General features: G+C 61.6%; 20 protein-coding genes. 6 read left to right on the top strand and 14 right to left on the bottom strand.

The window, feature by feature from the left end; translation table 11 throughout:
* The coding region (locus tag HNO82_RS20045; protein WP_175344880.1) for an RloB family protein at positions 1-593 on the top strand (593 nt) is incomplete at its 5' end.
* A gap of 397 nt (positions 594-990) precedes the next feature.
* Here HNO82_RS20045 and HNO82_RS20040 read toward each other — a convergent pair.
* Genes HNO82_RS20040 through HNO82_RS20030 form a run of 3 tightly spaced genes read right to left on the bottom strand, consistent with a single transcriptional unit; the run spans position 991 to position 3,179 of the window.
* Complete coding sequence (locus HNO82_RS20040) at positions 991-1,662, bottom strand: SEN1982 family lipoprotein (protein ID WP_175344879.1); 672 nt, start codon at positions 1,660-1,662, stop codon at positions 991-993.
* A gap of 46 nt (positions 1,663-1,708) precedes the next feature.
* Positions 1,709-2,476 carry an OmpA/MotB family protein gene (locus tag HNO82_RS20035; protein ID WP_175344878.1) on the bottom strand — a complete coding sequence of 256 codons (768 nt, stop codon included), beginning with the start codon at positions 2,474-2,476 and terminating at the stop codon, positions 1,709-1,711.
* A gap of 7 nt (positions 2,477-2,483) precedes the next feature.
* The gene (locus HNO82_RS20030; RefSeq protein ID WP_175344877.1) at positions 2,484-3,179 is read right to left on the bottom strand and encodes a hypothetical protein; all 696 of its coding nucleotides are present in this window, start codon (positions 3,177-3,179) and stop codon (positions 2,484-2,486) included.
* A 288-nt stretch (positions 3,180-3,467) separates the two neighbouring features.
* Here HNO82_RS20030 and HNO82_RS20025 point away from each other — a divergent pair, with 288 nt between their 5' ends.
* Both HNO82_RS20025 and cheD read left to right on the top strand, forming a co-directional pair.
* A complete protein-coding gene (locus tag HNO82_RS20025) occupies positions 3,468-4,316 on the top strand; it encodes an alpha/beta fold hydrolase (RefSeq protein WP_175344876.1) in 849 nt (282 codons plus the stop codon).
* A gap of 273 nt (positions 4,317-4,589) precedes the next feature.
* The gene (cheD, locus tag HNO82_RS20020) at positions 4,590-5,201 is read left to right on the top strand and encodes a chemoreceptor glutamine deamidase CheD (RefSeq protein ID WP_008332701.1); all 612 of its coding nucleotides are present in this window, start codon (positions 4,590-4,592) and stop codon (positions 5,199-5,201) included.
* A 92-nt stretch (positions 5,202-5,293) separates the two neighbouring features.
* On the opposite strand, the gene otnI is transcribed toward cheD, so the two are convergent.
* From otnI to HNO82_RS19990, 6 genes are all read right to left on the bottom strand, one after another.
* Positions 5,294-6,097 carry a 2-oxo-tetronate isomerase gene (otnI, locus tag HNO82_RS20015; protein ID WP_154135452.1) on the bottom strand — a complete coding sequence of 268 codons (804 nt, stop codon included), beginning with the start codon at positions 6,095-6,097 and terminating at the stop codon, positions 5,294-5,296.
* A gap of 129 nt (positions 6,098-6,226) precedes the next feature.
* Complete coding sequence (locus tag HNO82_RS20010) at positions 6,227-7,540, bottom strand: MFS transporter (RefSeq protein ID WP_175344875.1); 1,314 nt, start codon at positions 7,538-7,540, stop codon at positions 6,227-6,229.
* A 277-nt stretch (positions 7,541-7,817) separates the two neighbouring features.
* On the bottom strand, positions 7,818-8,465 hold the full coding sequence (otnC, locus tag HNO82_RS20005) for a 3-oxo-tetronate 4-phosphate decarboxylase (protein ID WP_175344874.1): 648 nt from the start codon (positions 8,463-8,465) through the stop codon (positions 7,818-7,820).
* Positions 8,462-9,748, bottom strand: a complete 1,287-nt coding sequence (gene otnK, locus HNO82_RS20000) for a 3-oxo-tetronate kinase (protein WP_175344873.1) — start codon at positions 9,746-9,748, stop codon at positions 8,462-8,464. Before otnK ends, otnC begins: the two co-directional genes overlap by 4 nt.
* 37 nt (positions 9,749-9,785) lie before the next feature.
* A complete protein-coding gene (gene ltnD / locus HNO82_RS19995) occupies positions 9,786-10,682 on the bottom strand; it encodes an L-threonate dehydrogenase (RefSeq protein WP_175344872.1) in 897 nt (298 codons plus the stop codon).
* A gap of 180 nt (positions 10,683-10,862) precedes the next feature.
* On the bottom strand, positions 10,863-11,564 hold the full coding sequence (locus tag HNO82_RS19990; RefSeq protein ID WP_008332719.1) for a FadR/GntR family transcriptional regulator: 702 nt from the start codon (positions 11,562-11,564) through the stop codon (positions 10,863-10,865).
* A gap of 252 nt (positions 11,565-11,816) precedes the next feature.
* Here HNO82_RS19990 and HNO82_RS19985 point away from each other — a divergent pair, with 252 nt between their 5' ends.
* Positions 11,817-12,758, top strand: a complete 942-nt coding sequence (locus HNO82_RS19985) for a 5'-nucleotidase (protein ID WP_175344871.1) — start codon at positions 11,817-11,819, stop codon at positions 12,756-12,758.
* Between the two features lie 31 nt (positions 12,759-12,789).
* Here the strand turns inward: HNO82_RS19985 and HNO82_RS19980 are convergent, their stop codons facing one another.
* The 5 genes from HNO82_RS19980 to HNO82_RS19960 form a co-directional block, all read right to left on the bottom strand.
* Entirely contained in the window at positions 12,790-13,224 is a 435-nt protein-coding gene (locus HNO82_RS19980; protein WP_175344870.1) for a hypothetical protein, read from the bottom strand.
* Complete coding sequence (locus HNO82_RS22430; protein WP_175344869.1) at positions 13,221-14,816, bottom strand: methyl-accepting chemotaxis protein; 1,596 nt, start codon at positions 14,814-14,816, stop codon at positions 13,221-13,223. The genes HNO82_RS19980 and HNO82_RS22430 overlap by 4 nt, the downstream gene beginning before the upstream one ends.
* A 320-nt stretch (positions 14,817-15,136) precedes the next feature.
* Positions 15,137-16,111, bottom strand: coding sequence for a helix-turn-helix domain-containing protein (locus HNO82_RS19970; RefSeq protein WP_175344868.1), 975 nt, complete (start codon positions 16,109-16,111; stop codon positions 15,137-15,139).
* 103 nt (positions 16,112-16,214) lie between these two features.
* On the bottom strand, positions 16,215-16,889 hold the full coding sequence (locus HNO82_RS19965; protein WP_249777053.1) for a ceramidase domain-containing protein: 675 nt from the start codon (positions 16,887-16,889) through the stop codon (positions 16,215-16,217).
* A 120-nt stretch (positions 16,890-17,009) separates the two neighbouring features.
* A complete protein-coding gene (locus tag HNO82_RS19960; protein ID WP_175344867.1) occupies positions 17,010-18,200 on the bottom strand; it encodes an MFS transporter in 1,191 nt (396 codons plus the stop codon).
* A 125-nt stretch (positions 18,201-18,325) separates the two neighbouring features.
* Here HNO82_RS19960 and HNO82_RS19955 point away from each other — a divergent pair, with 125 nt between their 5' ends.
* Positions 18,326-19,207, top strand: coding sequence for an AraC family transcriptional regulator (locus HNO82_RS19955; RefSeq protein ID WP_175344866.1), 882 nt, complete (start codon positions 18,326-18,328; stop codon positions 19,205-19,207).
* Positions 19,192-20,748, top strand: a complete 1,557-nt coding sequence (locus HNO82_RS19950) for a CYTH and CHAD domain-containing protein (RefSeq protein ID WP_175344865.1) — start codon at positions 19,192-19,194, stop codon at positions 20,746-20,748. Before HNO82_RS19955 ends, HNO82_RS19950 begins: the two co-directional genes overlap by 16 nt.
* Positions 20,749-20,800: the final 52 nt, after the last annotated feature.

Genomic DNA, 20,800 nt, shown 5'->3' with positions numbered 1-20,800 from the left:
TCCGTATGGGGCAGACTCTACATCATTACCGTACTAATCTTGGGGAGCAGGTCAAAGGAGCCAAAACTGAACCGGAGTACTTCCGGTCATTTTCTCTCCCTAAGGAGGTTATTGATATTCAGGGGGCTGGCAGTAATACGCACGCGCTTGTTCAGCAAGCGATCGAATTGAAGAATGCTCACGGGTACGAGGAGGTTTGGTGCGTCTTTGATCGAGATGATTTTCCGGCGAAAAACGTCGCACTTGCGTTTTCTTTGGCAAAAGAAGCAAAGATAAATATAGCGTTCTCGAATGAGTGCTTTGAGCTCTGGTATCTACTTCATTACGATTACATAGATTCTGGTATCAGTAGATCGGAGTATCCACGAATGCTAAGTGAGCGTTTAGGAAGGTCGTACAGGAAGAGCGATCCTAGCATGTACGAGTCCGTGTTACCTGGACAATCCAAGGCAATAAAATTGGCAAAGAGGCTGGCAAAAGAATTTCCACTCGTTGAGGGTAAGGAGTGCCAATCGAAGCCTATAACCACCGTACATTTGCTTGTGGAACGCTTGATAAAGTTAGCTAAACAATACGAAGCGCGGCTTAAGTAATTGCAAGACGAAAAATGAAAAAAGCCCCGGTAACATCCGGGGCTTTTTCGTAAGCTAATCTACACAAATGCTAATGTGCGTACCTAAAATTTCGTGTGTGTGTTTGGCGTCTCAAGTAGGAGACAGAGGATCGGATTGAAAATCCTTGTGTCGGTGGTTCGATTCCGCCCCGGGCCACCAAGAATGTTTCAGCAAAAACGCCAGCCCTCACCGGCTGGCGTTTTTCATTTCCGAGACTGGAATCCGTGGCTTGATGCACTCCGCACTTCATAAGCGTGCTGCGGCCACCAAAACTTGCGAGGCCCGAGAGCCACTGCATACAACACGCAGCACTCTGCGCGCCTCGCCGTCTCTTCCTTCCCGACATGCGCACCCGCAAGCTCTGGCGCGCAACACTTCATTGACGGAATTGCTTTTCGTGCACCCATCCCTTGTTGGTCAATAAAACGGTATCCATCGCCTTGAGCGGCTTGTCCCTGGATCCCGCGTCAGCTTTCAGCTCCTTGAATTGCGCTTGAACCTGCTCGCCTTGTGCCCAATCAGGCAGGTCACTGACGCTGTACTCGTAGTTCACACGCGAGAGTTTGTGCCCGAGAATATCACCCGGCTCACTGAACTGCTTCACCGCTGTGACCGTCGCCTTGCCGAAGCAGAATCCCCCGTGAGAATCACCAGAGAGTCCCTTGACGGCATCTTGCTTGTAGAACTTCCGGCCGAGTTCGGTGAGCTCATAGTTTTTTTCCTTGTTACCTGCATCCGTCGCACTCACCACGCCGACACTGACCAGTGCATCCAATTGCCTGGAGGTATTCAACCAATCACTTCGCGATGAAAACGGGAATTTGACCGTTAGATAGCAACGCGGATAAACCACATCCAGATGCTGCTGAATCGCCACCTTGAAATTGCTTTCGTTGGCCGTCTTCGGATCGCTACATCCAGCAACAGCAGCTACCAGCACCAACAACATCAAACCTCTGCGCATATTCGCCCCTTGAACAATGAAGAGGGCACAGAAGTTAACAGCTTGAAACTGCAGTGCACATCGCGGAAGTTTGAGATTGCTCATCTATAACGCAATGAGAAGCGGATGCGCTCACGATGAGCAGATCAGCTCAATTCTTCTCTCCCCCATTGACGAACCGCACCTCCACCCTCCTGTTGCGCTCATCACTGGCCGGCAATCCCGGCAGCGGCTGTGAATCCCCATACCCCGCCACGATCACGCGGCGCGCTGCTTCCGGCGCACTGCGTCCGATCAGCAGCAAGCGCGCTTCGCGCGCACGCGCCGCCGAGAGCGTGAAGTTGTCATCGTAGACCGTGCAATACGCACGCACATCCGTCACCGGGGCTTTCACCGGCTTGTCGTCCGTATGCCCTTCCACATAGATGCGCCCCGCCGGATGCTGCTGCAGATACTCCGCAATGCGCTCCTCGACCTGCGCAAAAGCCGCCCGCGCTTCAGGTTCCACGCATGCACTGCCACGACGGAACGCTCCTTCCTTCAAGGTGATCTTGCCAGCCTCGGTATCCACCGCTACCAGCCTGGACGCCCCCTGCTGCGCAAACACGGTCTGCACCTGGCGCAAGACGACCGTCAACCCGGGACCATCAGCTTCGCGCCGGGCAGCCACCGTGGGTGCAGCCGGCGGCGCAACGGGTTCAGCCCCCGCAGCAGGCGCAGACGGGATGGCCGCAGCGGCAGGCAAAGGTGCCGGGGCCGCTGGAGATGCCGGAGATGCCGCCACCGGCGCTGCCTCGGCGCGCACCTGTGCAAGCGTCGGCCCACCTGCCCGGCTCACCGCCAGCAGCACGATCAATACCCCCGCCAGCGCCGCCATCAGGCCCGTGGCGGCAATCCACTCGAGATCGGATTCCCTCATCACAACCTCAGGAAGAACGCCCGGACTGGCGCTGCAGCGCCTCCATCCACTCGCCATGACGCAGATGCGCCCGTTGCGCCTCGGCCTGTTGTGCAGCCAGCAGAGCCTGTCCGCTCTGCGTGATGGCCTCGACCAGGCGCTGCAGATCTGCCGCCTGCTGACGCACCTGCTCTTGCTCCGCCGTAGCCGCCACCTCCTTGAGCTTGGCCATGCACCACGCCAGACGTGCCTGCTCGTGCGCACGCAGCGTCATCCATGACTTCAGGATCAGAAACGCCAGCATGCTCCACGCCGCAATCTTGAACTTGCTGCCCAGCGCATCGATGACGGCCGCCAGTGCACCCGGCGCAGCTTGCGCACCGAGTATGTCCGCGGTGGCAGTCAGCGCCAGCCCCAGCCCCACAAAAGTGCCCAGCAATCCCAGCATCAGGATCAGCCCCGGCATCACGGTGGCCCAGCGTTCCGGGGCGGTGGCCACGGCCTGGCTCAATTGCTCCGGAGTGGTGGTCGGCGGCAAAAGCCCTCGCTCACCCGTGAGCCCGGCCAGGCGCGCTTGCCAGTGCAATGGACGGGCATTGCGCGCCAGCAGCAGCGGCAGCACGATCACGGCCACCAGCAATAGCAACGCAAACAGCCATTGCAGCCCGCCATAGGCCGAACCGTCCCATTGCGGCAGCAGGAAGCCCCATACCGACTTATCCATGACCAGCCCCCGCCTGCATGACGAAGCTTTTCATTCTTGTTCTCCCCTTGTTCTTTACATGGTCAGCGTCTTGTTAGGACTGGAGATTATCAGAAAGACCACACCGAGGGACAAAAAGCCCCGTTCACTCCGGATTACCCTGCCACCTCACCCATCCAGGAGCGCGCTGATGCACCAGCTCACCGCCCGCGCAGGCTGGCTGTTCTGATACCGCATCTCCCCTGCCGCATGAGACCCGGCCCGCAGCGAAGGCTTGCGGGCCGATTCCAGTCCGGCGACAATCGCGCGATGCGCCTCCCATCCCTGCTCCGGTTCCGACACCTTGTCCTCACCCTCACCAGCATCGCCCTGCTGACCGGCTGCGCCACCGACCTGGTGCAGCGCGCCGATGCACTGGCTGCGCCCGCCGGCCTGCAACGCGAGCAGGTTCAGGGTGGTCCTTTCCTGCTGACGGCCTATGTCCACGCCCGCCCCAACGCGCCCCTGCTGCGCGTCTATCTGGAGGGCGACGGCCGCGCCTGGATCACCCGCAACCAGGTCTCGCCCGATCCGACCCCGCACACGGCCATGGGCCTGCGGCTGGCCGCCAGCGATGGTGGTGATGTGGTGTACCTGGCGCGCCCCTGCCAGTTCACGCCGATGGCGCGCAATCCCGTATGCCAGCCGGCCTACTGGTCCGGCCTGCGCTATTCCCCGGAAGTGGTCAGTGCCATGGATGAGGCTCTGAGCCACTATGTCACGCGCCTGCAACCGGCGCGGCTGGAACTGGTGGGATATTCGGGAGGCGGCGCCCTCGCCGTACTGCTGGCGGCGCGACGCAAGGATGTCAGCGCCATTCGCACCGTGGCCGGCAATCTCGATCATGTGGCCGTCAACCGCTGGCATGCCGTCTCGCAGATGCCCGGCTCGCTCAATGCCATCGATGTCGCATCCCGGGTGGCAGGCATCCCGCAACGACATGTGAGCGGTGCCGACGATACCGTCGTCCCCACCGCCATCACGCGCAGCTATGTCGACCGGGTGGGACGCTGCGCCGCACTGACGATCGTGCCGGACATGGCGCACGAAAGCGACTGGGACCGCGCCTGGCCCAGCCTGCTGGCGCTGCCGCTACCCTGTACTGCCCAGCGGCCATGAGCCATGGATGGACCGGCTTGCACCGGCTCCCGGTTTTTCCAACAAAACTTCATATCCGCATGACCAAAAAAACAGCTGAAACCGCCGTCAGGGCCTGCTGACGGGCAGTGCCCTGTCTTTTGGTCTGACGATGCTGCCACCGGCCCCATGCAGGCCGGTTTCCGGATAGGGAATTCCCCGATATCGGCACCACCATGCCTGGCTGACAATGCAGGAACAATCAACACTCACCGTCCCTCACCGGGACGCGGAGAAAATCCATCAGGGGCCCGCATGCAGACCGTCATCAACAAGCCGGAAAATTTCGCGTCGTATCGATATCACGACCGGGCCTTCAATTGCGACACCGCCAAGATCCTGCCGGGCGAATATTTCTATACCGGCGAGGACATGATGATCGTGACCGTGCTGGGCTCGTGCGTGTCGGCCTGCCTGCGTGATCGCGTCACCGGTGTGGGCGGGATGAATCACTTCATGCTGCCCGATGGCGGCGGCGAGGCCGACAGCCCGGTTTCGGCCTCCATGCGCTATGGCACCTATGCCATGGAAGTCTTGATCAACGACGTCCTCAAGGCCGGTGCCCGGCGCGAGAACCTGGAATGCAAGGTCTTCGGCGGCGGCGCGGTGCTGCGCGGCATGAACGCCATGAACGTGGGCGAGCGCAATGCCGCCTTCGTCAAGAACTATCTCTCGGCCGAGAAGATCCGCGTGGTGGCCGAAGACCTCAACGACATCTGGCCGCGCAAGGTGCATTTCTTCCCGCGCACGGGCAAGGTGCTGGTCAAGAAGATCAAGGATGCCGCTGCCGATCTGGCCAGCCGCGAGCGTGAATATGCGTCCAAGCTGCAGGCCAAGCCGGTGGGTGGGGAAATTGATTTGTTCTGAACGAACCCATCGTCCAAACAAAAAAGCGGAACCCGTTACATGGGCTCCGCTTTTTTCTTGCCCGCTTTACGCGGGCTGACACCATGTCGTGATCAGGCCTTGAGCGTGGTCAGGCCTTGCTCAGCCAGCGCCTTCAACCATCCCAATCCCGCCGAGGTCGCCCCCGCCGGGTTGTATTCGCAACCGATCCAGCCCTGATAACCCAGGGTATCGATGAGCTTCAACAGATACGGATAGTTCAGCTCACCCACATCCGGCTCGTGGCGCTCGGGCACACCGGCAATCTGGATGTGACCGATGCCGGGCATGTCGCGCTTCAACTTCACGGCCACGTCACCTTCGACGATCTGGCAGTGGTAGCAGTCGAACTGCACCTTCAAATTGGGCGCGCCCACTTCGGCGCAGATGGCTTGCGCATCGTCCTGGCGATTGAGGAAGAAGCCGGGAATGTTGCGCGTGTTGATCGGCTCGATCACCACGGTCAGGCCAGCCGATTCGGCCTGGTGCGCCGCATAGGACAGGTTGTCCAGATACACGGCGCGGTGGCGTGCGCGGTCCTGCTCGGGCTTGATCAGGCCGGCCATCACGTGCAAGGTCTTGTTGCCGATGACAGAGGCGTACTTCAGCGCAGTCTCGATGCTGCGCTTGAATTCGTCCTCGCGGCCCGGCAGCGAGGCGATGCCGCGCTCACCGGCGGCCCAGTCGCCCGGGGGCGCATTGAACAGCGCCTGGGTCAGGCCATTGGCCTCCAGGCGCGACTTGATCTCTTCAGGCTGATAGTCATAAGGGAACAGGAACTCGACGCCGGAGAAGCCATCCTTGGCGGCGGCGGCGAAGCGATCCAGGAAATCGTGTTCCACATACATCATGCTCAGGTTGGCGGCAAAACGCAGCATCGGATTCTCCTTGGTAACGAGGGAGCCAGTGTAGCGCGAACACGCTTGCGCGCGCCCACACCGGCAGAAGGTGCAGAAAACGTCAAAGCCCGCAGGCACAGGCATGCGGGCTTTGAACGGGACATCACATTACTTGTTGACCATGCCCGGCTTGGTAGCCAGGGTGGCAATCGAACCCACCACCAGCATCACCGCCAGCATGTACATGCCGGTAGCGTTGTTGTGGGTCAGGTCCTTCAAGTAACCGATCAGGTAGGGACTGACGAAACCGGCCAGGTTGCCCACCGAGTTGATGGCGGCAATACCGACGGCTGCCGCCGCACCCGACAGGAAGGCGGTCGGCAGCGACCAGAACAGCGGTGCGCAGGTCAGCACGCCGGCTGCGGCCAGCGACAGCGAAGCGATCGAGATGGCGGTGTTGTCAGCGAACAGTGCTGCACCGACGAAGCCCACGCCGCCCATCAAGGCTGGAATCACCAGGTGCCAGCGACGCTCACGCATGCGGTCGGCGCTGCGGCCGATCAGGTTCATCGCCACGATGGCGCAGCCAAACGGAATGGCCGACAGCAAGCCGATTTCCAGGTTGCCCTTCACGCCGGTGGCCTTGACCAGGGTCGGCATCCACAGTGTCAGGCCGTATTGGCCCATGACGAAGGAGAAGTAGATCAGGCACATCAGCCAGACACGCGCATCCTTGACGATGGCGCCGAAGCCGTGCTTGCTTTCCTTGCCCTTGGCGTCGCCATCGATATCGGCTTGCAGGCTGGCCTTTTCTTCATCGGAGAGCCACTTGGCGCTCTTGACGTCGTTGTCCAGGTACAGCACCGTGGCCACACCGATCAGGACCGCCGGAATGGCTTCGATCAGGAACATCCACTGCCAGCCTTCCAGTCCACCATTGTGATGGAAGGCATCCATGATCCAGCCCGACAGCGGGTTGCCCAGGATGCCGGCCACCGGAATGCCGGACATGAAGACCGCGATCACCTTGGCACGACGGTGCGAAGGGAACCAGTAGGTCAGGTAGAGGATGATGCCAGGATAAAAACCGGCTTCAGCCAGGCCCAGCAGGAAGCGCAGGATGTAGAACTGCGTGGCGTTCTGCACGAACATGAAGACCGCCGACAGGATGCCCCAGGTGATCATGATGCGGGCAATCCAGATGCGCGCGCCGACCTTGTGCATGAGGATGTTGCTGGGCACTTCGAAGAGGAAGTAGCCGATGAAGAACAGACCTGCCCCCAGACCGAAGACGGTCTCGGAGAAGCCCAGGTCCTGCGACATCTGCAGCTTGGCGAAGCCGACGTTGACGCGATCCAGATAAGCGATCACGTAGCACAGCATGAGGAACGGCATGATGCGCCAGAAGACTTTCTTGTACAGTCCGTCCTTGGATTTGTCATTGACGTCGAGTCCGACGCCGGTAGTGCTTGCGGTGGTCATGGTGTTACATCTCCCGAAGAGTGTCGCGGCTGTCTATGCACGGCCGCTGGTTGCTTGGTGCCCGTGGTCTGACGGGCAATTTATGGATTCAATCGGACCCGCGTACCGCTCTTTTCGGAACGGTACGAAGGCCGGTATTGATTGGCCGGTCTGGTGCCGGCTTGGCTGCACCCACCACCTTCCGTTGGGCGCAAGCGGGGCATGGCGGGCCAACATCGGCCGCCATGACGCTTTGTTGCTATGGGTTGCTGAAGCTGCCTGAGCGCTATCGCTACTGCTACCAGCGCGCCTTGAAGGTGTCGCGCAGATCCTGCAGCGCGGACTCTTGCAGCGGCGTGGCACGGCCACCGGCCAGGTGCCACAGTTTGGCGGTTTCTTCCAGCTCTTCGAGTGCGAAAGCGGCCTTGGAGACCGAGCTTTCCCACACCACCGGACCGAGCCGCTCCAGCAGCACACCGCGCACCTGCGTGGCGATCTTTGCCACCTGCTCGGCCACTTCCGGCGCACCCGGACGGGCATAGCGGATCAGCGGGATGTGGCCGACCTTCATCACGTAATACGGCGTGATGGGTGGCAATACATCCTGCTCGCTGTAGACGCCATTGATGGTCAGCGACACCAGATGCGTGGAGTGCGTATGCACCACCGCGTGCATCTCGGGATTGTTGTCGTAGATGGCGCGATGCAGGACCAGGGTCTTGGAAGGCTTGTCGCCCGAGACCCATTCGCCGGCCGCGTTGACCTTGGCGATGGCCGCCGGATCGAGGAAGCCGAGGCAGGCATCAGTCGGCGTGATCAGCCAGCCGTCATCCAGGCGCGCACTGATGTTGCCGGCCGAACCGACCGTATAGCCGCGCTGGTAGAGAGAAGCGCCGATGCGGCAGATCTCTTCGCGCAGCGCGCTTTCGTTGGTGTTGCGGTTCATGCCGTCTTCCCGTCGAGATAGCGCAGTGCCTTCTCGAAGAAATCGACGCTGCCGAAATTGCCCGACTTCAGGGCCAGCGCCACCGGTTGCTCATCCAGCGTGGCGGTCGCCGGCACGCCCGGATCGATCTGCGGGCCGATGCGCAGGGCGCGCACGTCCAGCGCCTGCACCACCGCACCGGAGGTCTCGCCACCGGCCACCACGAACTGGCGCACCCCACGTTGCTTCAGACCTGCGGCAATCGATGCCAGCGCCTGTTCGACCAGGTGACCGGCCTTGGCCACGCCCAGCTCCTTTTGCACCGCCTTGACTTCGTCGGGGGTGGCGGTCGCGTAGATCAGCACCGGCTCGTTCTTGATGCGTTCATCGGCAAAGGCCAGCGCCTGTGCCACCACGTCTTCGCCACGGGCCAGGGCCAGCGGGTCGATGCGGAAGGCGGGACGCTTGGCTTTCCATTCGGCCACCTGCGCATTGGTCGCCTTGGAGGCGGAACCGGCCAGCACCACCGACAGGCCATCGACCTTGGGCAGTTGCGCGGCTTCACCGGCGGCAGTGAGCAGACCGGCGCGGCGGAAATTCTCGGGCAGGCCCAGCGCCACGCCGGAACCACCGGTGATGAGCTTCAGTTCCGCGCAGGCTTCGCCCAGCGTGAACAGGTCCTTGTCGGAGACGGCATCGGCAATAGCCATCTTCACGCCTTCGCCGCGCAGCGCAGTGAAGCGCTCCTGCGTGGCCGCCGCACCGCGCGCCACGGTGTCGTAGCGCACCAGCCCGACCTTGGAGTCGGTCTGGCGCTGCAATACACGGACCAGGTTGGCATCGGTCATCGGAGTCAGCGGATGGTTTTCCATGCCCGATTCATTCAACAGCGCATCGGCCACGAACAGGTAGCCGCGATAGAGGGTGCGGCCGTTTTCCGGGAAGGCCGGGCAGGCAATGGTGAAGTCCACGCCCAGCTCCTTCATCAGCGCATCGGTCACCGGACCGATGTTGCCTTCGTCGGTGGAGTCGAAGGTGGAGCAGTACTTGAAGAAGAACTGCGTGCAGCCCTGCTGCTGCAGCCAGCGCAGTGCCGCCAGCGATTGCTCGATGGCCTCAGTAGCGGTAATGGTGCGCGACTTGAGCGCGATCACCAGCGCGTCAGCCGCCACGGCCGGCATTTCGCTGGGCACACCGATGGTCTGCACGGTGCGCATGCCGCCACGGACCAGCATGTTGGCCAGGTCGGTGGCGCCGGTGAAGTCATCGGCGATACAACCGAGCAAGGGACGGGATGTGGACATGAAAACTCCTCGATTCAGATGCAGGGACGACGCTGGATCACTTGGCCTTGGCCGGCGGCAGGTCGATGCCGGGGAATATCTTGATGACGGCCGAATCATCCTCGCCGCCATGACCGGCGGTGGAAGCCATCATGAACATCTGGTGCGCAGCGGCCGACAGCGGCAGTGGGAATTTGCTGCGGCGGGCGGTATCGAGCACCAGGCCCAGGTCCTTGACGAAGATGTCCACGGCCGACAGCGGGGTGTAGTCGCCGTTCAAGATGTGCGGCACGCGGTTTTCGAACATCCACGAATTGCCCGCGCTGTGGGTGATGACGTCATACAGCGCATCCGGATTGACGCCTTCGCGCAGGCCCAGGGCCATCGCTTCAGCGGAGGCAGCGATGTGGACGCCCGCCAGCAGCTGGTTGATGATCTTGACCTTGGAGCCGATGCCGTGCGTGTCGCCCAGGCGATAGACCTTGCCGGCCATGCCGGCCAGCACGTCTTCGATCTTGGCGTAGACCTCGGCGGGGCCGGAGGTCATCATGGTCATCTCGCCGGAAGCGGCGCGGGCAGCGCCACCGGAGACGGGCGCGTCCAGCAGCAGCAGGCCCTTGTCGGCCAGGCGCTTGCCCAGTTCGACGGCGAAGTCAGGCGCCACGGTGGCGCTGGAGATGACGACGCTGCCCGGCTTCATGGCGGAGACGGCACCGTTCTCACCGAAGAGCACCATCTCGGTCTGCGCGGCATTGACCACCAGGGTGATGACCACATCGACCTTGCCGGCCAGCTCGGCCGGGTTGGCACAGGCCACGCCACCGGCGGCGGCGAACTTGTCCAGGACTTCCTTGCGCACGTCGCAGGCATGCACATTGAAACCGGCACGCAACAGCGAGCTGGCCACGCCATAACCCATGGCTCCCAAACCGATCACACCTACATTTTTGGACATAATTGCCTCCGCATTGATGACGCCGCTGCCGCTCATGACGGGCAGGACATTGCGCCGGGTTGATGATGCAACGCCGGCAGAGGCCGGCGTCAGAATTCCAGATTTCGAAAAACGTATAAATCGTTTAAAACATTTAAAGCATTTAATTCATTTACTGCCATTCAAGCCGGGACATCCCGTTCAGGACTGTCCCTGGCTCAAGCGCCGTGCCGCATTGAACATGTGGGTCTGGGCGGCATTGCGGGCCGCCATTTCATCACCGGCGCGAATGGCCGCGACGATGGCCTCATGTTCTTCGCGCACCTGGCGCGAGAAATCCTCATACCGCGCTTCATTGCCACGCGTCACCGCCGTGGCCGCTTCCAGATACTGGGACAGGAACTCCAGCGTCTTGATGAAGTACGGATTGCGCGTGGCCTGCGCCAGTGCGCGATGGAAGGCCACATCGGCGGCCACGCCATCACCGCCTGCGGCGACATCCACACCGATCTGCATCAGCGCCGCCTCGATGGCCTGCAAGTCGTCGTCGTTGCGGCGCTTGGCCGCCTGCGCGGCGACCTCGGCTTCGATGGCGCGGCGCAGCTCGACGATCTGCAGCACCGCGTCGGGCGAACTGACCTCGGTGTAATCGATACGCAGCGGCTTGATACCCGCCTGCTCGGTCACGAATACGCCGCTACCCTGACGCGGCTCGACCACGCCCTCATGCTTCAGGCGCGCAATGGCTTCACGCACCACCGTGCGGCTCACACCGAACTGTTGCGCCAGCACCGCCTCGGTGGGCAGCTTGCTGCCCCGGGGGAAGGCACCGGCGTCGATGTTTTCCAGCAATTGCCTGGCCACAGTGTCGCTGAGCGCCTGGGCGGGGATCTTCTGAAACATGCTGTCTCGCGGTCGTTATCGTAAAGTTATCCGGTCATCATACAAATTTATTTTGAGCTGGGCAATCCGATTTTTTCTCTTTACGCGGAGTAACAGCCTCGTTTGGCAAATTTTGTCGCCTGATGACGGAAATTGAGGTGATATATGCAGTAGTTCGCTCCAGACATCAAGAATACGAATATCTGCGCGAAAGCTGCGTGGGCGGGCCGGGGGCTCTACAATCAGGGCTTTCCTGCCACGGATGTGTGCCGCATGCCTTACGATCTCTCGGACAAGCTCGTTATCGGAATTTCTTCGCGCGCCCTCTTCGATCTCGAAGTGGAGAACGCCATCTACGACGAGCAGGGCGTGAATGCCTATGCGCAATACCAGCGCGACCACGAGAACGATCCGTTGCAACCCGGCACGGCCTTCCCGCTGGTCAGGGCGCTGCTGCAACTCAATGAACTGATCCCGGAACGTCGTCTGGTGGAGGTGGTGGTCATCTCGCGCAATACGCCCGACACCGGCCTGCGCGCCTTCAACGCCATTGCCGCCCACAAGCTCGACATCAGCCGCGCCGCCTTCACCGGGGGCGGGCCGACTGCGCCCTATCTGCAAGCCTTCAAGATCGACCTGTTCCTCTCGCGCGATACCGGCGACGTACAGGAAGCCATTGATGCCGGGGTAGCGGCTGCCCAGCTGTATGCCGCCCCGCTGGACTACAGCGCGCCGGACAAGCAGATCCGCATCGCCTTCGATGGGGATGCCGTGCTGTTCTCGGCAGAGTCTGAACGCATCTTTGCGGAGAAGGGGCTGGAGGCTTTTGCGCGGCACGAGCAGCGCCATCGCAAGAAGGCCATGAAGGAAGGTCCGTTTGCCAAGCTGCTGCTGGCCTTGTCGGCGATCCAGAAACAGTTTCCGCCCAAGCAGTGTCCGGTGCGCATCGCCATCGTCACCGCGCGCAACAGCCCGGCGCACCAGCGCGTGATCCATACCCTGCGCACCTGGAACGTGACGGTCGATGAGGCCTTCTTCCTGGGCGGGCTGAACAAGGCCGAGGTCTTGCAGGCCTTCGGCGCGCACATGTTCTTTGACGACCAGGAAGGACATGTGCAGAAGGCGGCCGTGGTGGTGCCGTCGGGGCGGGTGCCTTACAAGGGGGGAACATTGGAAGCGACACGCGCTACGCGAAGCCGGGCTGGCAAGGGCTGACTTCGGGCAGGCGCCCTCCCTGACTGCAGACTCAATCACCGCTCCCGCTCTGCTTTAGCCGTAGCAGCGCGCCATGCGCATTGCGCATCAATATGTCGGGATATCGCTCGACCAACACGTTAAGGTGCGGCACGATTGTCTGCAAGGATGTGGCAATCGCCATATCCGTCACATCTTCGCTCCACAATATCTTTTGCACGAATTGAACCGCACCGATCTCTCTGACAAGATCGACACACGTCTGACATTCGAACTGATCCGCAACGTCTCCGTAACACTGCTTTATCACATCGTGAAGCTCTTGCTCCAGCGCGTTCGCTGTCGGTGAGGAGATCTGGCCGGCGACCGACTCGAAGGCCGAACAGAGCCGATCCAGCTCCTCGGCCAACCTGATCGTGCTGCTGACGACTTTGCGCAGATCTTCGAGCGAGAGCGGCGTCTGTGGTGGCTGGCTGTCCTGACTCATTGCGCCTCCACCGCCAACGAGACCACCGCCGACGTCGGCTCGGCAGGAAGTTGAAAGCGGCCCACCAATGTGGACAGCAGACTGGCCTGGTCCTGCAGTCCCTGTGAGGCCGCCGCGGCTTGCTCCACCAGGGCGGCATTCTGCTGGGTCACGCCGTCCATCTGTCCGATGGCAAAATTGATCTCCGTAATGCCTTTGCTCTGGTCGTCGCTGGCGCGCGCAATCTCGGCAACGATGGCCGTGACCTGCTCCACGCTACCAACCACGCTGCTCATCGTCTTGCCCGCCTGCTGCACAAGCAAGCTGCCCGCACTCACTTGCTCGACCGTATTGTCGATCAGCCCCTTGATCTCCCTGGCTGCGGTCGCCGAACGTTGCGCCAGATTGCGGACTTCAGCGGCCACCACGGCGAATCCCCTCCCCTCGTCACCGGCACGGGCCGCCTCCACCGCAGCATTGAGCGCAAGTATATTGGTCTGGAATGCGATGCCATCGATGACGGCGATGATCTCCACAATACGCGTTGATGCCTGCTTGATGGCCGACATGGTCGTGACCACCTTCGTCACCACCTGACCGGCCTCCCCGGCCACGGCAGACGCATTGACCGCCAGCGTATCGGCCTGGCGTGAATGGGCACTGGCTTGCAAGATACTGCTGGTAATCTGCTCCATTGCCGCCGCCGTCTGCTGCAGCGAACTGGCCTGTTCCTCGGTACGGGAAGAAAGGTCGATGTTGCCGCTGGCGATCTGCCGTGATGCCGTGGCGACACTCTCGGCACCGGACTTGACCCCCTGAAGAATCGTTCGAAGATTTTCATTCATGTGCCGCAAAGCGGCAATGACCTCACCCGTCTCGTCGTTGCCAACCAGCGCGATCTCGGTACACAGGTCGCCCGAAGCCACGGTATTGGCGATCCGGGCCGCCAGCCTGAGCGGCTGGGCGATGGCCCGCGCGACCATCACCGCAAGTCCGCCTCCCAGCAACAGGGCAGTCACCAACGCATAACAGATCAAACTCTGAGACTGCCCGTAGATGCGACTCGTGTCGGCGGCTGACTGATCTCCACCTCGCTGATTGACATCGGCCAGCGTAGCAATGTCCTTGAGCAGGGAGAAGTAGATATCCGAGGAATCGCCCGTAAAGATTGACGTCGCCTCGTTGATGCGACCACCTTCCAGCGCCGCCATCAATGCAAAGTGGTACTGCAGCAGTCGCTTGATCCGCAGACTCGCCTCCGGATAAATGGACTTCTCTTCAGGCTCGGAGATCTGCTTCTCATAGGTCTCCAGCGTCGTCTTGAGATCACTGAGCAACTCCGATGTCCGCTTGGTGAGCACCTCGGTCTGAACGCGGTCCCCTGCATAGATGATCATTTGCGCTTCATTGCTGCGCAATCTCGCCAGCAACAGCTTGATGTCTCCCAGGGTCTTGATGCTGGGAAGCCAGTTGCTCGCCAGTTCGTTGGCCGACGCATTGACTCGATGCAGCTGCCAAATCGAAAACAAACCGATGCTCATCGTCAACAACAAGATCAGACTGAATGAGATGACGAGTTTCTTGGCGATCTTGAGATCACGAATTTTTTTCACACTACCCCCGAATTATTGATTGATGGATAAATCGGGACTGAATCACTTGAGACAGGCGAGCGATACCATGCGCGCATGGCTGGCACAGCGAAGACACATTCCTGTCCACTGCGGTCCTGCCAGAAGCGGCAAGAGCGGCACAGAACAAAGGCGGTACTGGTCAATCTTTGCGGGCTGCACGGCAAGACCCGCGCTTCAAGGTGAGTAGCCCCCGGACAAGGTATCAGCCAAGGAATCTGGTCCTTGCCTGAGAGCGCATCAGCATTGACTGACAGCGCAGTCGTATCACGAGATCACTATAAATTCTCCGCGCCGACACACTATCGTCGGGTCATCCGGCTGGCCACCAGCCGGCGAACTTCATTGGGTGTCTGTCCGAAAGTTGCCTTGAACACCCTGCAAAAATGGCTGATGGAAGAAAAGCCCTTGCTGTAGGCGATTTCCGAGATGTGCAAATGATTGAAAGCGGGATCGCACAGCATTTTCCTGCAGGCTTCCAGACGCCTCTGCAGGATGAAGCGAGAGACTGCGACGTCTTCATGCTGAAAAAGAGAATGCAGGTGGCGTACGGAAATTTGATGCGCCGCTGCGATGGCGCCCGGATTGAGCGCCTCATCATGAAGATGGCGAAGAATGTATTCCTGAATCAATTGCAGTTTGACGGACGCATTATCCAAGGCGGCACGGGTATCCTGATGCAGCAGTGCATTGACCAGTTCGAGCAGTGAACGACTGGCGGCACCGACCACATGAGGGTCCAGATGCAGGATTTCGCTAGCCATTGCGCGCATCTGATTGACCAGCAGATAACCGATACCACGACGTCCGTCGCGCAACCCGACCGCGGGCGGTTCCTTGTGCTCGGGAAAACGCTCTCTCAACAGACGCCAGGGCAGCATCAGCGTCACCTTGTGCAAGGTCGCGGTCACCTCGAATCGCGTGGCATTGGCCGTGCTCCATACGATCAGGTCACCTGCGCCCACTTCCAGACGCTGATCGGTGGAGTGGAAACGCTCGGCGCCACTCTCCGCAAGCTGGATACCGATATACAATTCGTCATCCCTTTTTAGCGTTTGGTAATCGCGTTCTCCCTCGCATGGATCACAGATCGTATTGATGAGTACGATCTCACTGAATTCGTGTCTGACGAGGTGGGCGCGAAAGCCGGGAGCAAGGGGCTTGGTCAGCGTCCAGTGGCGATAGGAACGGCGCAGTGCAGCTTGCCACGCTTCCGTTCTTTCAGCAGGAGGGGTCTCTTCACTGAGCCAGGATTGCGTCTTCCTTTTGCGATACATGCGAGCTCCTTTCGCTTTCATGCTCGCATCTGATACTGACAAAAGAATGACCAAAGACCACGCAAAAAACACGGTGCGATACAGACGGAAATGACGGCCCTGGTTACCTGGGCTGGCAGCCTGCCTGCAGTATGAATGCCCGCGTGCTCAGATACAGCACGAGCCCATTCAACACATGCCAGAACATGTGCGTCCCGATGCTCATGGTCGGGCACACCGCCATATCCATGGACCGCAACACCAGCGACAGCGTGAACAAGCTCGCCGCCAGCAACAGGCTCATGGGCTCATGCCTGCCCGTGCGCCAGTGATACAGACCGAGTCCGCCGATGAACAGCCAGGCCGATCCATAGGACGCCACCGATCCATTGAGCCACTGTTGCGGCAGCATGCCGACGCCATAGGTGAGCACAAGGAAAAACAGCACCCAGCCCATCGTCACAGCCCAATTGCAGCGCGCCACCTTGCGTACGTAGAAGGCCAGGAACAACACCTGATAAATGGAAATGGGAATGACATCGGCAAACAAGGCCCAGCGCTGTGCAAAGGTGTGGAAAAGAAAACTGCCCACACCGATCACGGCCACCATCAGCGTGAGTAGCCGCGACATCACCATCGTGCTGCGGTCCTGCGGCAGTGGCAGGCACCACAGGAAATACGCCGCCAGCAGGAAGGCAATATTGGAAATCGCGTTCACGGGTTCCGCCCAGAAAGCAGTACCGATCCGTTCGCAATACAGGTCTACCGGAGAAAATAAAGAATCAATCATGGTGGGCATTACCAGCAAGTCGTCGCAGATCAGGAAGGCCAGGAACCAGCGACCATCAGGTCACCCGTTCACGATGCAGCCGCCATCATCGGCGAAGCCGCCGACTTTTTCCAGTCGCGTAGCGACCCTCTACACCTGCGCCCCGATTACCCTCCCCGGCCGCCCCGCCAGCCAGCCCAGCACGCCCATACACACCGCCCCGCCCGCGCACAGGGCCAGCACCGGCGTCCATCCCCCGCTGGCATCATGCAGCCGCCCCATAAGAATGGGCCCGGCTGCTGCCAGCAGATAGCCTACACTCTGCGCCATGGCCGACAGCGCGGCGGCCTGCGGCGGCGTCGATACCCGCGTGCCGACGAAGGCCAGCCCCAGGATCAGCACCGCCCCCGTGCCGAATCCGAACAGCGGTACCCACACGATGGACGCCTGCGGCCAGGCCATCAGGCCGACCAGGCTGAGGACGGTGGCGGCAGACATGCCGACGGCGACCGGACGATGATCGCCGATGCGCGGCCCCAGCGGGACCAGCAACACTCCCGGCAACGCCGACGCCAGCTGCATCAGGCCGTGCAGGTTGCCCGCTTCCACCGCACTGTGGCCGTTGGCCGCGAGAATGGAGGGCAGCCACGCCGTCACCACGTAATACACCAGCGAATTGCTGCCCAGAAAAAACGTGACCTGCCACGCCAGCGGCTGGCGCCACATCGACGCGCTTCGCATCGAAGCGGTGGCCGGGCGCGTATCACGCCGCAATTGCGGCAGCCAGACCAGTATCGCCAGTGCGGGCAGCGCGATGAACGCGGCCAGTGCCCACGCCCAGCCCAGACCGGCTGCCAACGGTACCGCGCAGACCGAGCCCAGCGCCGAGGCAGCGCCCATGGTCAGCGCATAGATGGCCGTCATCCGGGTAAGGTCATCGGGGAAGTCACGCTTGAGCAGGCTGGGCAAGAGCACATTGCCACCCGCAATGCCGCAACCGATGATGCAGGTGCCCGCCAGCAGGGCCAATAGCGATCCGGAAGAGCGCAGCACGATGCCGCCCGCGATCAGCAGCAGGGCCAGTAACAGCGTGCGTTCCAGTCCCAGGGCGCGCGCCACGCGGGCAGCCATGGGCGACACCAGGGCGAAACACAGCAGCGGCAAGGTCAGCATCAGCCCTGCCGCACCCGCTGAAAGGGCAAAGGTCTGCTGCAACAATCCCATCACCGGCCCGACGGCAGTGACCGGGGCGCGCAGGTTGGCGGCGATGAGCAGGATGCCGGCAATGAGCCAGAGACCACGATGAACGGGGCGAACGTGAGGGGGGTGCGTAGCGTGCATGGCCGGCCTGAAGAAAGCAGAAAGAGTGATCGAAAGCAGGGAGCACCCAGCTTAGCCAATCGCCGCTTGCACGTATTTGGCTACAATGCCAGCTTATTGCTAAAAACGGTCAACCCCCGCTCACCATGGCCACTCTCTACGCCAGCCTGATCGACCATGATCCGGACCGTCTCGATACGCCGGTCACGGCTCTGCGCGTGCATACCTGCCAGCATGAGCGCGAGACGCCCTTCCACAGTCATCGCAAGGGCCAGCTGGTGGTGGCCCTGCATGGTGCGGTCACCTGCGAGACGGCCCTGGGCCTGTGGATCGTGCCGCCGCAATCGGCGGTCTGGATTCCGCCGGGCATGCCGCACAGCAACCGGGTCACCCTGGACGGGCAGCTGTGCTTCCTCTTCATCGCGCCCCAGGCGGCCAGCATGCCGGACCAGTGCTGTTCTCTGGCACTCACGCCCCTGCTGGTGCAGATGATCTGTCACCTGGCCGAGCAGCGCCAGGACTACGCCCCGCACGAGCGCACCGCCCGCCTGGCGGCGGTGCTGGTGGAAGAACTGGAACACAGCCAGCGTCACGCCCTGCCCCTGCATCTGCCGGTGCCACAGCATTCGCGCCTGCGCGCCATTGCGCGTCACCTGGCCGAGCATCCGGCCGATCGCAGCACGGTGGCCGAATGGGGCCAGCGCCATGCGATGAGCGAGCGCAGCTTCGCGCGTTTCGTACAGGCCGAGACCGGCATGAGCTTTGGCCGCTGGCGGCGCCAGATCCACCTGATGCTGGCCCTGCAATGGCTGGCCTCGGGCCGCTCGGTGCAGCGTGTTTCGCAGGATCTCGGCTATGACTCGGTGAGCGCTTTCATCACCATGTTCCGGAAAACCCTGGGTAAACCACCCGCGCGCTACATGGCGCAACGCCAGGCGCCACTTGCCCGCTCAAACGCTGTGCCGCCACTCAGTCCGACGGCGCCCTACTTCCAACCGACACGGCAAGCCTCATGGAAACCGAACTGAAACTCTTGCTCGCCCCCGAGCACACCAAGGCCTTCATCCGTCATCCGCTGATCAAGCGCCATGCCCAGGCCGCACCACGCATCAAGGACCAGACCGGTACCTACTTCGATACGCCGGACCTGCTGCTGCGCCAGAACGAGGCCGGCCTGCGGGTGCGTCGGACCGGAAATGAATTTGTTCAAACCCTCAAGGCCGGCGGTGGCGTCCATGGCGGCCTGCACCAGCGCAATGAATGGGAGTCGTTGGTGGAAGGTGAAGCGCCTGACCTTCCGGTGCTGCGCGACCTGGTCGCCTCCGACGAGGACTGGGCCAGGAAGATCTTCTCCGAGCGCACCGCCGCGCAGCTCACGCCCATCTTCAGTACCCGCATCCAGCGCATGGTGTGGGACCTGGTGCTGGACGAGGGCACACAGGTCGAATGCGTGCTCGACCAGGGTACGGTGGAACACGGCGACCTCAAGGCGCAGGTCTGCGAGATCGAACTCGAACTCAAAGAGGGCAATGCCCGCGCCCTGTTCGACTTCGCCCTGCAACTGCTGCAGGACCTGCCGCTGCGCATCGGCATCCAGAGCAAGGCGCAGCGCGGCTATGGCCTGTTCCACCAGGCGATCCGCAAACAGAACGGCCTTGCCGCCGTTTCCTCCGCCAGCCACGCCAGGCCGCTGCGACTGGCGCGCAAGATGACGGTGGAGCAGGCCTTCCTGGCCGTGCTCAGCAATTGTGTGGAGCAGATCCAGGCCAACGACATCGCCGACCAGGACAGCCACGATATCGAACGCCTGCACCAGATGCGCGTGGGCCTGCGCCGCCTGCGTTCGGCCTTCACCCTGTTTGATGAGGTGATCGCTCTGCCGGCCTCCCTGGCGACCGAATTCGAGTGGGTGTCGCAAGCCATCGGCCACGCGCGCGACTGGGATGTGCTGGCGACCCAGACGCTGGGCAAGCTGCCCCCGCAGGCCATCGGCGCCATCGATCTGGAAAGGGTGCGCCACGCGGCGCTGGTGGAGGCCGGCAAGGAACATGCGCATGCCGTGCAGGCCGTAGCCTCCCCGCGCTATACCGCACTGGTCTTGCAGTTCAGCCGCTGGCTGCTGCTGGCGGGCTGGCGTGATGGTCGCGATGAGGACGCCCAGGAAGCCCTGGCACAAACACTCTCGCGTTTTGCGCGGCAGATGCTGCGACGGGATGAAAAGCGACTCAACAAGCGCGGCGCACATCTTGAAGAAAACGACCGTGCCCGGCACCGCACCCGCATCGCGGCCAAGAAGATGCGCTATGACATCGAATTCTTCCAGGCCCTGTATGGGGAGAAGAGCAGTCGGCCCTACCTGAAGGCCCTGTCGCGCCTGCAGGAACAGTTGGGACTGCAGAACGACCTGGTGGTGGCCGATGCCCTGCTGCAGCAACTGCAGCAGAAGCAGGCGCGCCTGGCACCCAGCATCGCCTACGCGCGGGGCTACCTGGCCGGCCAGGTCAAGGACGGGCATGCGCGCATGCACCGCCGGTGGAAAAAATGGCAGGCCCGGGAGCTGCCGCGATGACCGGGCCACCATTCACTGCCAAAAACAGACAACTTCCTTCATATCAGCTAAC

Origin of the sequence: Herbaspirillum sp. C9C3 (assembly GCF_013359625.1) — a bacterium.
GTDB lineage: Bacteria > Pseudomonadota > Gammaproteobacteria > Burkholderiales > Burkholderiaceae_D > Herbaspirillum.
This window is presented reverse-complemented; position numbering and strand designations above follow the sequence as displayed.

Coding starts and splice junctions, on each gene's coding strand:
- HNO82_RS20040 (WP_175344879.1), bottom strand. CDS start 1,662: ATGAGCAATCTCAAACTTCCGCGATGTGCACTGCAGTTTCAAGCTGTT.
- HNO82_RS20035 (WP_175344878.1), bottom strand. CDS start 2,476: ATGAGGGAATCCGATCTCGAGTGGATTGCCGCCACGGGCCTGATGGCG.
- HNO82_RS20030 (WP_175344877.1), bottom strand. CDS start 3,179: ATGGATAAGTCGGTATGGGGCTTCCTGCTGCCGCAATGGGACGGTTCG.
- HNO82_RS20025 (WP_175344876.1), top strand. CDS start 3,468: ATGCGCCTCCCATCCCTGCTCCGGTTCCGACACCTTGTCCTCACCCTC.
- cheD (WP_008332701.1), top strand. CDS start 4,590: ATGCAGACCGTCATCAACAAGCCGGAAAATTTCGCGTCGTATCGATAT.
- otnI (WP_154135452.1), bottom strand. CDS start 6,097: ATGCTGCGTTTTGCCGCCAACCTGAGCATGATGTATGTGGAACACGAT.
- HNO82_RS20010 (WP_175344875.1), bottom strand. CDS start 7,540: ATGACCACCGCAAGCACTACCGGCGTCGGACTCGACGTCAATGACAAA.
- otnC (WP_175344874.1), bottom strand. CDS start 8,465: ATGAACCGCAACACCAACGAAAGCGCGCTGCGCGAAGAGATCTGCCGC.
- otnK (WP_175344873.1), bottom strand. CDS start 9,748: ATGTCCACATCCCGTCCCTTGCTCGGTTGTATCGCCGATGACTTCACC.
- ltnD (WP_175344872.1), bottom strand. CDS start 10,682: ATGTCCAAAAATGTAGGTGTGATCGGTTTGGGAGCCATGGGTTATGGC.
- HNO82_RS19990 (WP_008332719.1), bottom strand. CDS start 11,564: ATGTTTCAGAAGATCCCCGCCCAGGCGCTCAGCGACACTGTGGCCAGG.
- HNO82_RS19985 (WP_175344871.1), top strand. CDS start 11,817: ATGCCTTACGATCTCTCGGACAAGCTCGTTATCGGAATTTCTTCGCGC.
- HNO82_RS19980 (WP_175344870.1), bottom strand. CDS start 13,224: ATGAGTCAGGACAGCCAGCCACCACAGACGCCGCTCTCGCTCGAAGAT.
- HNO82_RS19970 (WP_175344868.1), bottom strand. CDS start 16,111: ATGTATCGCAAAAGGAAGACGCAATCCTGGCTCAGTGAAGAGACCCCT.
- HNO82_RS19965 (WP_249777053.1), bottom strand. CDS start 16,889: ATGCCCACCATGATTGATTCTTTATTTTCTCCGGTAGACCTGTATTGC.
- HNO82_RS19960 (WP_175344867.1), bottom strand. CDS start 18,200: ATGCACGCTACGCACCCCCCTCACGTTCGCCCCGTTCATCGTGGTCTC.
- HNO82_RS19955 (WP_175344866.1), top strand. CDS start 18,326: ATGGCCACTCTCTACGCCAGCCTGATCGACCATGATCCGGACCGTCTC.
- HNO82_RS19950 (WP_175344865.1), top strand. CDS start 19,192: ATGGAAACCGAACTGAAACTCTTGCTCGCCCCCGAGCACACCAAGGCC.